Origin of the sequence: Aeromonas sp. 600479 (assembly GCF_049175515.1) — a bacterium.
GTDB classification, from domain to species: domain Bacteria; phylum Pseudomonadota; class Gammaproteobacteria; order Enterobacterales; family Aeromonadaceae; genus Aeromonas; species Aeromonas veronii_A.
On record NZ_JAAKVF010000002.1, the window covers coordinates 384,095 to 396,063 of the forward strand.

The 11,969-nt window shown below is 61.1% G+C and carries 9 protein-coding genes and 1 pseudogene; 6 read left to right on the forward strand and 4 right to left on the reverse strand.

Features of this window, described 5'->3' with window-relative positions; translation table 11 throughout:
• Window positions 1-94 precede the first annotated feature (94 nt).
• Window positions 95-445 carry a hypothetical protein gene (locus tag G5149_RS04470; RefSeq protein WP_337073583.1) on the forward strand — a complete coding sequence of 117 codons (351 nt, stop codon included), beginning with the start codon at window positions 95-97 and terminating at the stop codon, window positions 443-445.
• A gap of 23 nt (window positions 446-468) precedes the next feature.
• Here the strand turns inward: G5149_RS04470 and G5149_RS04475 are convergent, their stop codons facing one another.
• Together G5149_RS04475 and bioA are read right to left on the reverse strand one after the other, a co-directional pair.
• A complete protein-coding gene (locus G5149_RS04475) occupies window positions 469-1,281 on the reverse strand; it encodes a HAMP domain-containing protein (protein WP_216979127.1) in 813 nt (270 codons plus the stop codon).
• Window positions 1,282-1,457: 176 nt separating this feature from the next.
• Window positions 1,458-2,732, reverse strand: a complete 1,275-nt coding sequence (bioA, locus tag G5149_RS04480; RefSeq protein WP_421211767.1) for an adenosylmethionine--8-amino-7-oxononanoate transaminase — start codon at window positions 2,730-2,732, stop codon at window positions 1,458-1,460.
• A 193-nt stretch (window positions 2,733-2,925) separates the two neighbouring features.
• Between bioA and bioB the strand changes: the two genes are divergently transcribed.
• From bioB to htpX, 5 genes are all read left to right on the forward strand, one after another.
• Entirely contained in the window at window positions 2,926-4,014 is a 1,089-nt protein-coding gene (bioB, locus tag G5149_RS04485) for a biotin synthase BioB (RefSeq protein WP_337073581.1), read from the forward strand.
• Window positions 4,011-5,207: an 8-amino-7-oxononanoate synthase gene (gene bioF, locus G5149_RS04490; RefSeq protein ID WP_421211770.1), complete on the forward strand. Its 1,197-nt coding sequence runs from the start codon at window positions 4,011-4,013 to the stop codon at window positions 5,205-5,207. The genes bioB and bioF overlap by 4 nt, the downstream gene beginning before the upstream one ends.
• Window positions 5,200-6,015, forward strand: coding sequence for a malonyl-ACP O-methyltransferase BioC (gene bioC, locus G5149_RS04495; protein WP_421211772.1), 816 nt, complete (start codon window positions 5,200-5,202; stop codon window positions 6,013-6,015). The genes bioF and bioC overlap by 8 nt, the downstream gene beginning before the upstream one ends.
• Before the next feature lie 60 nt (window positions 6,016-6,075).
• A complete protein-coding gene (gene bioD, locus G5149_RS04500; RefSeq protein ID WP_005337893.1) occupies window positions 6,076-6,753 on the forward strand; it encodes a dethiobiotin synthase in 678 nt (225 codons plus the stop codon).
• 113 nt (window positions 6,754-6,866) lie between these two features.
• Complete coding sequence (htpX, locus tag G5149_RS04505) at window positions 6,867-7,739, forward strand: protease HtpX (protein WP_005337890.1); 873 nt, start codon at window positions 6,867-6,869, stop codon at window positions 7,737-7,739.
• 76 nt (window positions 7,740-7,815) lie between these two features.
• Here the strand turns inward: htpX and G5149_RS04510 are convergent.
• Together G5149_RS04510 and G5149_RS04515 are read right to left on the reverse strand one after the other, a co-directional pair.
• Window positions 7,816-9,527, reverse strand: a pseudogene (locus tag G5149_RS04510) (methyl-accepting chemotaxis protein).
• Window positions 9,528-9,740: 213 nt separating this feature from the next.
• Window positions 9,741-11,543: an MOSC N-terminal beta barrel domain-containing protein gene (locus G5149_RS04515; RefSeq protein ID WP_337073577.1), complete on the reverse strand. Its 1,803-nt coding sequence runs from the start codon at window positions 11,541-11,543 to the stop codon at window positions 9,741-9,743.
• Window positions 11,544-11,969 lie beyond the last annotated feature (426 nt).

The following is an 11,969-nucleotide window of genomic DNA, read 5'->3' on the forward strand; positions in this document are numbered from 1 at the left end:
TTACCCGCGCGGGTTTGATAAACAAGCAAAAATGTCGGACTCTGGTGGGGTTTTCAGCATGGTTCACCCAAGCAGGGTTCCCTCGGGACAGGAGATGCGAGTGAAAGAGCGGCGACAAGGGCCGGATTGGCTGACACGACTGTTGCGAACAATGGTGCTGATCTGCTGGTGCGGTTTTATCGTGCTGCTTGCGCTCTATCACTATGCCAGGCCGGAGATTGCATATGGTTTTCTGGTTTACGGCGGCATCAAGGTACGCGATTACTGGGATCCCGCACTCACTCCCTGGTTGGTGCATGGCCTGTGGGGTTGCAGCTTGCTGACCCTGGCTGTACTGCTGCTGGAGCGGCGGCGCAGTCGGCGCAGGGATGATGCCTATCACGTCAATCTGGCGATCCTGCTGCTGATCCTTATTGCTTGTCTGCTGTTCTATTACACCGGTTAGCCGATGCCGGGCGGTGTGGTCCGCTATTCGCCAGGGCGAGCTCCCGGCTTGCCGCCGAGCGGTCGCTTGCCGAGCTGGCGCTCCACACTGTCGAGCATCTGGTTGTAGGCCACCGCCACCCGGCCAATCTCGTCGCCGTCATCCCCCTCCAGCCGGTGGCCGAAGTCGTGCAGGTCGGTGGCCTCTTCCATGGAGCGGGTGAGCTGGTTGAGGGGGCGTACGATCCAGGTGCGGATGACCCAGAGGGTCAGCAGCAGTCCCATCCCGAAGATGCCGGTGAGGATCAGCGCCGAGGTGAGAATGTTCTGCTCGACCCGGGTAAACAGCGAATCGAGGGAGTAGTCAAAGCGCACCGCACCAAGCACGGTATTCTCCGGCACCAGATGACAGCTGGTGCAGTCGGTGCCGCGAAAATCCTTCTTGGCCAGCAGCGGTCGGGTGACCACCAGACGGCTGTGCATGCCGTTGTGCACCACCTCCAGGCTCCCTTTGCCCGCCAGTGCCAGCTCATCAAACTCATCTTTTACCTGTTCTGTCTCCCGTCCCGGCCCGAACTGTTTGCTCACCGCGTCGCCACGAACGATGCGTGCATCCTCCACATGGGCGTGGTCGAGAAACTTGCCGCGCAGAGTATCGCGGGCATCCATCTTGCCGGTCAGCATCAGCATGTTGAGGCCGTCGAAATAGGCTTCGGTCTGCTCGCGGCTCTGCTCCTTGATGAGGGTCAGGATGAGATCGCGCTCGCGCACCGCCTGATAGGCGGCGGAGAAGACCAGTACCATGGAGAAGATGAAGAGCAGGAAAAAGTTGATTTTGGCAGCAATGGAGAGGCGCATGAGCAGTCTTTCTTGATGGTAAAACCGCAGCAGTTTACCCCTCTTGGGGCCTCAGGTCTGGTGTTTTGCTCACATTACGGCAAGTGAAAGCGCGCTGAAGTGGATAAAGTCGCCCTCTTTATATATCAAATGCCGGTAGTCAAACGGGCGGCAGCGATGGCCGCCCGCTGCATGCATTAAAACTCGCCTTCGGTGATGGCCTGACGGATGGCGCCGGTCAATACCCGCAGCTCTTCAGGGGTGATGACAAACGGGGGCATCAGGTAGACCAGCTTGCCAAAGGGGCGGATCCAGGCGCCCAGTTCGACAAACTTGCGCTGGATGCGCGCCACATCCACCCGCTCTTTCATCTCCACCACCCCGATGGCGCCGAGCACCCGCACATCAGCGACCGCCGGGTGCAGGGTCAGCTCTACCAGTTCGGTACGCAGCTGATACTCGATGGCGCGCACCCGCTCCTGCCACGGTGAGGCCAGCAGCAACTCGATGGAGGCGTTGGCCACCGCGCAGGCGAGGGGATTGCCCATAAAGGTGGGGCCGTGCATAAAGACCCCCGCCTTGCCGTCACAGATGGTGCGGGCGACCTGCTCGGTGGTCAGGGTCGCCGAGAGGGTGAGGTAGCCGCCGGTGAGCGCCTTGCCCAGACACATGATGTCGGGGCTGATCCCCGCCCAGTCGCAGGCAAACAGCTGGCCGGTGCGGCCAAAGCCGGTGGCAATCTCGTCAGCTATGAGCAGCACGCCGAACTCGTCGCACAGGGCGCGTACCCACTGCAGATAGCGGGGGTGATAGAAGCGCATGCCGCCAGCGCCTTGCACTATGGGTTCGAGCACGATGGCGGCGATCTCCTCGTGATGATCTGCCATGAGTGTGGCCAGCTCCACCACGCACTGCTCGTCCCACTCGGCGTGGAAGCGACAGCTGGGCGCATCGACAAAATGGTGCTCCGGCAGGAATCCCTTGTAGAGCTCGTGCATGCCACCATCGGGATCGCAGACGCTCATGGCGCCAAAGGTGTCGCCGTGATAGCCGCTGCGCAGGGCGACGAACTTGGCTCTGGGCGTTCCCTTGGCGTGCCAGTACTGCTGCGCCATCTTGAGCGCCACTTCCACTGCCACCGAGCCGGAATCGGCCAGAAAGACCCGATCAAGCCCCTTCGGAGTGATCTCCACCAGTTTGCGGCAGAGCTCGACCGCCGGGGGGTGGGTCAGCCCGCCAAACATCACGTGAGACATCTTGCCGAGCTGGGCGGTGGCGGCGGCGTCCAACTCCGGCACCTGATAGCCGTGCACGCAAGCCCACCAGGAGCTCATGCCATCCACCAGTTCACGGCCGTCGCTGAGGGTGATGGTCACCCCTTTGGCGCTGGCTACTTCATAGCAGGGCAGGGGGTGAGTGAGGGAGGTATAGGGGTGCCAGATGTGGTGCAGGTCGAATTCTTGGTTGGTCATTTGTTGTTCTGTTGTCAATTGGTTTGATCTGGTCGGTGTTGACAGTCTACGCGTGCTCTCTACACTAGCCAACAATTTCAGCCACTTGGCACTGCGCATCACCCTGAGCGCGCGGGCCCGGCGGCGGGTTTTGTGGCCGTCCATCCCAAGATGGCGGGCGCAGGATCCCACTAATAACAACCGGAAGCCATGTATGAATGCTCTCACCGCGGGCGGTCACGCCCTTCGTCACGACTGGACACTCGCCGAGGTTCAGACCCTGTTTGCCCTGCCGTTCAACGATTTGCTGTTTCAGGCCCAGACTGTCCACCGCGCTCACTTTGACCCGAATGAAGTGCAGGTGAGTACTTTGCTCTCCATCAAGACCGGTGCCTGCCCGGAAGATTGCAAATACTGCCCCCAGAGCGCCCGTTATCACACCGGGCTTGAGGTCGAGCGGCTGATGGAGGTGGAAAAGGTGCTGGAGCGGGCCCGCGAAGCCAAGGCCAACGGCTCGTCACGCTTTTGCATGGGGGCCGCCTGGCGCAACCCCAAAGAAAAAGACATGCCCTACATCATCCGGATGATCGAGGAGGTGCGCGGGCTCGGTATGGAGACCTGCATGACGCTGGGGATGCTCACCGCCGATCAGGCGGCCCGTCTTGGTGCTGCGGGGCTCGATTACTACAACCACAACCTCGACACCTCGCCGGAGTTCTACGGCGAGATCATCTCCACCCGCACCTATCAGGACCGGCTCGATACCCTGGAGCATGTGCGCGGTGCGGGCATGAAGGTCTGCTCCGGCGGTATCGTCGGCATGGGCGAGCAGGCCAAGGATCGGGCGGGTTTGTTGATGGCGCTCGCCAACCTGCCCCGTCACCCCGAAAGTGTGCCCATCAATATGCTGGTCAAGGTGAAGGGGACGCCGCTGGAGGATCAGGAGAACCTCGATCCGTTCGAATTTATCCGCACCATCGCGGTGGCGCGGATCATGATGCCCGCCTCCCATGTGCGCCTCTCTGCCGGACGGGAGAAGATGAACGAGCAGATGCAGGCGATGTGCTTTATGGCGGGGGCCAACTCCATCTTCTACGGCTGCAAACTGCTGACCACTCCCAACCCGGACGAGAACAGCGATATGCAGCTGTTCAAGCGGCTCGGCATTCGCCCCGCCCAGCGGACCCAGAAGCCGGATCAGGTTCAAGAAGAGGAGCTGCTGGCCGAGGTGAGCCGCCAGAGCGAACCTGCCGAAATGTTTTATGACGCCACCCGCCCCCGTGCTGGGGCCGCCAGGTCATGAAGGGCCCTGCAGTAACGGGCCCCTTTGCGCTGGGCGCGACGCTGGCCGGGCGCGAGCAGGTGGGTCTGCTGCGCAACCGCATCGCGACCGACGGGGCGAGTGGCGGGCGGCTCAGGGTTGCAGGACGCGACTACCTCAACTTTTCCGCCAACGACTATCTGGGACTGGCAGATCACGGCGCCATCAAGGCCGCCTTCAACGCGGGGATTGAGCGCTATGGTGCGGGCTCCGGCGCCTCGCCACTGGTGACCGGTTACAGTCATGCCCACCAACAGCTTGAGGAGACCCTGGCCGAGTGGCTCGGGGTGGAGGCGGTGCTGCTGTTCAACTGCGGCTTTTCTGCCAATCAGGCGGTGCTCAAAGCGCTGCTCGGCAAGGAGCATCTGCTGTGGCAGGACAAACTCAACCACGCCTCTTTGCAGGAGATGGGCAGCCAGCTCCCCTGCAAGATGAAACGCTTCGGTCACAACGATATGGCGGCCCTTGAACGGCAGCTTGAGCCAAATCGCGGACTGATTGTCTCGGAAGGGGTGTTCAGTATGGACGGGGATCAAGGCCCCTGGCGCGATCTCGCAACCCTGGCCGCCCGGAGCGGCAACTGGTTGATGATCGACGATGCCCACGGCCTCGGTGTGCTGGGCCCCGAGGGGCGTGGCACGCTGGCCGCACAAGGGGTGAACCCGGCCTGCGTACACATCCAGATGGGCACTTTTGGCAAGGCGCTCGGGGTTGCCGGTGCCTTTGTCGGCGGCAGTCGCGAACTGGTGGAGTATCTGGTCAACTTCGCTCGCCACTATGTCTACAGCACCCATATGCCTGCCGCGCAGGCTTGCGCGGTCAGCAAGAGCATCGAACTGGTGCGCGCGGCTGATGAGTCCCGCGCCCATCTTGGCCAGCTGATCGCTCGCTTCCGGCAAGGGGCAAAGGCGCAGGGTTGGCAACTGGGGGCGAGCGACACCCCGATCCAGCCGCTGCTGGTGGGGGAGAGCAGTGTTGCCCTGCAACTGGCCGAACGGCTGCGCGAATGCGGCGTCTGGGTGAGCGCCATCCGCCCGCCCACTGTGCCAGTCGGTACGGCCCGGCTGCGCATTACTCTGAGTGCAGCCCACCGCGAGCAGGATGTGGATTGCTTGCTCGATGCCTTGGGGGTCTGCCCTGCAGTTACAACGCTTGGGGAGGCTCACCATGACTGAGCGTTTTCAAACGGTCGACAAGGCGCAGCTTGCTCGCCGTTTCGGCGCCGCCGCTCGTCATTACGATGCCCACGCCCGCTTTCAGCAGGAGGTGGGGCAGGCGCTGCTGGAATGGATGCCGAGCAGGCCGGTTGGCACTGATCTGACGGTGAGCGGGCTGGATCTGGGCTGCGGTACCGGCTTTTTCTTGCCCCAACTGGCGAACCGTTGTCATCAGCTGGTGGGACTGGATCTTGCCCCCGGCATGCTGGCGCAGGCCGCCTTGCGTGACAGCGGTGCTCGCCTGCTCTGCGGCGATGCGGAGCAGCTCCCTTTCGCCGATAACACATTCGACTGGGTTTTCTCCAGTCTGGCGTTGCAGTGGTGCGAGCGTCCGGCCCAGGCTTTTGGCGAGCTGCTGCGGGTGGTCAAACCGGGCGGCCAGATCTTTTTCTCGACCCTGCTCGATGAGTCGCTCTGGCAGTTGCGAACCGCCTGGCAGCAGCTTGATGGTCGCGCCCATGTCAATCGCTTCCTCAGCCTGCCACAATTGGAGCAGGCGCTGGCTAGCGCCGGGGTCTCTGCTCCCGAGCTGCGTTGTATCACCTGGGATCTCGCCTATCTTGAATTGCCGCAGTTGTTGCGCGATCTCAAGGGGATTGGGGCCAATCAGGTCAATGACAATCAGGGGCGCGCCGCCCCGGCCGGTCTGAGCGGTCGCGCCAGATTGCAGCAGCTGACTCAGGCGTATGAGGCGTTTCGCCAGCCCGATGGCAGGCTGGTCGCCAGTTATCGGGTGTGCCTCGGCCGTCTCAGCAAGCCTCGCTGAGCGCCGGGAATCGCAGTGTGTGCAGGGCAGTGTGCCACTCCCTGCCAAGGAGAGAACCGTATGAAATCATTCTTTATCACCGGCACCGATACCGATGTGGGCAAGACGCTGGTGGCGCGCACCCTGCTGCGCGAATTCAGCGCACAGGGAATCAAGTGCGCGGGTTACAAGCCGGTCTCGGCCGGATGTGCTCGCACTCCGGACGGGCTGCGCAACCTGGATGCCGTTCTGTTGCAGGAGGCGGCGAGCCTGCCGCTGCCCTATGAGGTGGTCAATCCGTTCGCCTATGAGCCGCCGATTGCACCCCACATTGCCGCCAGCGAGGCGCGCCAGCCTATCACCATGCAGGGGTTGAGCGAGGGGCTACGCAAGATTGAACAGGCCGGGGCCGAACTGGCAGTAGTGGAAGGTGCGGGGGGCTGGTATTTGCCGCTCGATCGCAAGCATCTGCTGTCGGACTGGGTCAAGCAGGAGAACATGGCGGTGATTATGGTGGTGGGGGCCAAGCTGGGTTGCCTCAACCATGCGCTGCTCACCTTTGCCGCCATTCGCAATGATCAGCTGCCGGTGGCGGGGTGGGTAATTAATCGGCTCCATGGTTCCATGAGCCATTATCAGGAAAATCTGGACACCCTGAGGGGCTTGCTGCCAGCCCCCTTCCTCGGCGAAATTCCGTTTATAAACAATCCGCTTGAAGCCGATTTGCAGGGGCGTCTCGATATCTCGCCGCTACTTTGACGGCATATTCAGCGAACATTCATCGAATCTCCCTAGAATGTCGACATTAACATGATCAGGTGGGGATCCCGAGTGATCCCCGGTCATGTCCCTTATCTTCACAAGGAGTCTATATGAAGCGAATTATGCTATTCCTGGTGACCAACCTGGCCGTCATGCTGGTGCTGGGGGTGGTACTCAATATCCTGTTCTCGGTTCTGGGGATCAACAAGTCCAGCATTTCCGGGCTGTTGGTGTTCTGTGCCGTGTTCGGTTTTGGGGGTTCCTTTATCTCCTTGCTGATGTCCAAGTGGATGGCCAAGCGCAGCTATGGCGTCCAGGTCATCGAGCAACCCCGTAACGAGACCGAGCACTGGCTGGTGAGCACTGTGGCCCGTCAGGCCCGCGAAGCGGGTATCAAGATGCCGGAAGTGGGGATCTACGACTCTCCCGAGATGAACGCCTTTGCGACCGGCGCCCGCCGCGATGATTCGCTGGTGGCGGTCTCCTCCGGCCTGCTCTACAGCATGAGCCGTGACGAGGCGGAAGCGGTACTGGCCCACGAGGTGAGCCACGTGGCCAATGGCGACATGGTGACCCTGACCCTGATCCAGGGTGTAGTGAACACCTTCGTGATGTTCTTCGCCCGTATCGTGGCTGGCGTTATCAGCAACTTTTTCAGCTCCAACAACGAGGAAGAGAGCAGCAGCACCGGCGGTTTTGCCTACATGATCACCGTGTTCGTGCTGGAGATGCTGTTCGGTATTCTGGCCTCCATCATCGTCATGTGGTTCAGCCGTCAGCGTGAGTTCCGGGCCGATGCCGGTGCCGCCAAGCTGGCTGGGCGCGACAAGATGATTGCCGCCCTTGAGCGACTTTCCCGTGGTGCCGAGCCGCAGCTGGAAGGCTCCATGATGGCCTTTGGTATCAACGGCAAGCGCTCCATGAGCGAGCTGTTCATGAGCCACCCGCCCATCGAACAGCGTATCGCTGCCCTGCGTGGTTGATAGATACTGAATGACGGGGATAACCCCGAATAAAAAACGGCTGCCTGCGGGCAGCCGTTTTGCTTTGCAGCGTTCTTTAAAGCTTGAAGTGCCCCATCTCCTGACGCAACACCCGTGACAGTTGCTTGAGCTTGGCCGCCTCTTGGGACACATGGCGAGCGGCATCCCCCGATTGTTCGGAGAGGGAGGTGATGTTGCCGACGGTAGAGACCACCTCGTTGGCGGCGGTGGATTGCTCGCGCAGGGTGTGGCTGATCTCTCCCATCAGACCGGTGAGGTTGGCGGCGTGATTCTGAATGCTGGCGATGGCCTGCCCGGTCTGATTGGCCAGCGTGACCCCGCGGGAGACGTTGTTGACCGTGTTCTCCATGCTGCGGATAGAGGCATCCGCCCCGCTCTGGATCTTGCTGATCATCCCGGTGATCTGCTGGGTCGAGGCGGCCGAGCGGCTAGCTAGGTTACGTACTTCGTCGGCGACCACTGCAAAGCCGCGCCCCTGTTCACCGGCCCGCGCCGCCTCGATGGCCGCATTGAGGGCCAGCAAATTGGTCTGATCGGCAATGCCACGGATCACTCCGATGATTTCGGAAATCTGCTGGGTATGACTGTTTAGTTCAGCAATGGTGCTGGCCGCTTCGCCGACTGTAGTCGAGATATTCTCGATGCTGCCGAGGGTTTCCTTGATGACCCCCGATCCCTCTTCCAGAGTGTCGGCAGAGACCTTGCTGAGTTCGTCTGCATGGCTGGCGTTGTCAGAGAGATGGCTGATGCTCACCACCAACTCTTCGATGGCGGCGGCCATGGTCTGGGTGCTGCTCTGCTGGGAGGTAGCAAACTGGGCTGTCTGCTCGGCTATCTGGGCGATGCTGTCAGCCGACTCTGATAGCTCTTCACTTGAGCGCGATACCTGGGTGATGATCCCCTTGAGGGTGGTCTGCATGGTGGCGAGCTGGCCGATCAGGCTCTCCTTGGCACCGGCCGGCACCTTGATGGGCTGGGAGAAGTCCCCCTCGGCCAGGTGGTTGAGATCGCTTCTGAGCTGGTCGACCGAGGTGCCGACCAGGTCGAGCAGCGCCTTGTAGGTGCGCCAGAGGAAGAACATCAACACCAGACCCAGCGCGATGAACAGGTAGCGCAGCATGGCGGACTGGCTGGCAGCATCGTCCACCGCCTGCTGGGTGCGGTTTTCCATCATGACGTAGAAGTCGTCGATGGGGGACATGATGCGTCCCTTGTTCTGGTGATAGGCCTTGTCATGCATCATGGTGATGGCTTTTTGCTGGTTGGCGGCCAGATCGCCGTCCGTCTGTTGCACCAGCTTGAAGGCGGCTACCTCGGTGTTGACCAGGGCATCCGAGTTGTTCTTGGCCTCGTTGAGCTTGGCCAGCTCCCCTTCAGTAAAACCGGTCTCTTTCATCAGGTCGATAAGACTACGCCGTATTGAGCTGTCGGGGCGGGGATTCTGCCCGTTGGCCGCGACAAAATCCCAGTAGATACGGTTGTAGCCATCCGGCCTCGGTTGCTCGCCGTTGCGAATGGCCAGGATCCGCATGTATTGCTGCTCGTAGGCGGGGTCTTTGGTGATAACGTAGGTGCGGCCGAGTCGTGTCAGATCATCGGAGGATTGGCGCAGTTCATCGGCTAGCAGATAGGATTGATAGCGCTGTTGATAACTCTGCTCCACTTTTTTTCCGACCAGCTGTAAGCAAAGAAAACCAATGACAGCAGGATCAGTGTAATGACGGAGAGCAAGAGATTGAGCTGAAAGGCGGGTTTATTCTGTTCCATGGTTTGAGCGTCCTTATTCTCACCAGTATGATCCCTTGGGCAGACGGACAGCGCCGCTACATCGCTGGGGGTTTTATTGTTATTACTGTGAGTATAGAGCGGTAGCCGATATGATTGCGGTGAGTACGCGAGAAAGGACGATCAGCTTGTCGACATGGGCGAAAAGACCAGCCAGGGACGGGGTCTGGCCAGCCTTTTCGTAGCTCGATCACCTTATTCGATGACGAGGTCGGTCAGCGGCACTGCGCAGCAGGTGAGGATTTTTCCCTCGGCCCGCTCGGCGGCGCTGATGGCGGGGGCGTCGGGATGATCCACCTCGCCCGAGACCAGCGTCTGCTTGCAGCTGCCGCAGATGCCGGCGCGGCAGCTCCAGGGGAGATCCACCCCCTGCTTGCTGGCCTGATCGAGGATTGTGCCCTGATTGTTGCCGGCAAACTCCCGCTCGCCGATGCGCAGTTGCACTGGCTGATGAGCGCGGGCAACCGAGAGAATGGCGCCGCCAAAACTCTCCTGCCGGATGCGTGTGGCAGGCACGCCCAGGGCCGCTACTTTCGCTGCCGCATCGGCCATAAAGCCGTGGGGGCCGCAGATAAAGACTTCCCGCCCCGCCAACCCTTTGACCAGCGCGAGATGCTCATCGCCGAGCCGCCCTTTTTGCCCCTGCCAGTGACTGTCCGGCTGGCTCAGGATAATGGTGAGGGTCATCCCCTGCTGCGCCATGGCGTGCAGCTCACTGGCTGCCGGAATATCCGCCTCGCTGCGGCACAGATGCATAAAGTGCACGTCGTCGAGTTCATCCCGCAGCAGCAAGGTGCGGGCGATGGACAACATGGGGGTGACACCGGAGCCTGCCGAGAGCAGCAGAAGCGAGCGCTCGGCACCAAGGTGAAACTCGCCAGCTGGCGTGGCGGCCAGCAGGGGGTTGCCTACCTGCATCTGCTGGTGCAGCCAGTGTGAGATGCGACCACCTCCTACCTTCTTGACGCTGATGCTGTAGCGCTCCGGACGATCCGGTGTGGAGCTCAGGGTATAGCGGCGCTGAACCCGCTCGTTTTTGATATCGAGGCTGATGGGCAGATGCTGGCCCGGCAGGTAGTCGGGCAGTGGCTCGCCATCGGCGGCTTCGAACCAGAAGGTCTCCAGATCCCGCGCTAGCGGTTCGCGGGCCACGCAGATCAGCTCGCGCTTTTTCGGTGCGCCGTCAGGGTAGGGAGCAGGGCGCTTGCGCTCCAGCACCTCGATCTCGCTACCTGCTTCAATCCACCCCTCGTTCAGGGCGATCAGGTTCTGGCCGAAGTAGACCTCGCCATCCTCGCCGCGCCGGTAACGGGTGAGGGTCGCCAGCGGCTCTTTGAGGGCATTGAAGCGATCGGTGCCCGCTTCCACTGTGGTCATGATGCAGCGGCTGCAGGGCTTGGCGACCTGAAACTCCACCTCGCCGATACGGATGCGAACCCAGCTGTCCTCCTCGAAAGGGCGGGTGCCGCTCGCCACCAGATTGGTGCGAAACTGGCTCATCTGGTGCAGCGCATCGGAGCGCAGATTGAGGTCATCCAGCGAGGCCTGACTTATCAGCAGCAGCGGGTAACCGTCGGCAAAGCTGACCCGGGTGCCGGTCTTCTCGCGAAAGCGGTCTGACTCTGCGCCGAGCCAAAGCAGCGCTACCGGTTCGCCAGCAACCCGGCTCAGCCAGCTGTCGGCGATGGAGGTGGTATGCAGGGCGGTGAAGCGGTCTCCCCAGACCCCTGTCGCTTGCGGCTCACGGCTGAAGTCGGACTCTTGCAGGGCGAGGGGCTCGAACCCCGGATAGTTCAGTTGCAGGCCCCCTGCAACTGGAGTTGCAACCACCTGCTGCAACTGGGGATGGGTACGGGCGGTGATGAAGGTGCCATCAGGCTTGACCACCATGTAGCGGCGATCCCCTGCGAGCCCCTCCTGGGTGACCCGGGCGCGTGCCTGAGGCATGCCGGCGGTCGATTTGATGGGGTAGAGGTGAATGCTGTCTAGCCTTGGCATCTTCGTATCCTTGTGAAGCGGCGCTTTCGCCTGGAAAAAGGGGAACATAACGGTTCCCACTGCGAGGGGCAATCTCTTTGCGGGGCGCAGAGATGCTGGTTCGATAGATGCAGTTTTTTTTGCAAAAAATCGCAGAGGGGCAACCGGGCTATCCGGTTTTTGCCCGCGTGGCCTCAACCTTGGCGAGGTAAGGAGTGGAGTCAAGCGGGAAAGATGTTATCCCGGTCACGTTCTGTTTAAAACCACCCATTTAATGCAACATTTTTTGATCCTGATTCGCTAATCAGTACAAAAAAGCGGCCATTATCGACTCAGTTCCCAGTTTCTAACGCTTTCGCTTCTTCCCCATCCGGCCACCGTCCGCTTCGGCTACACGGTATCAAGCGCCATCGGGTGGGGCCTGTCACACAAAAAGAAGAAAGCAAT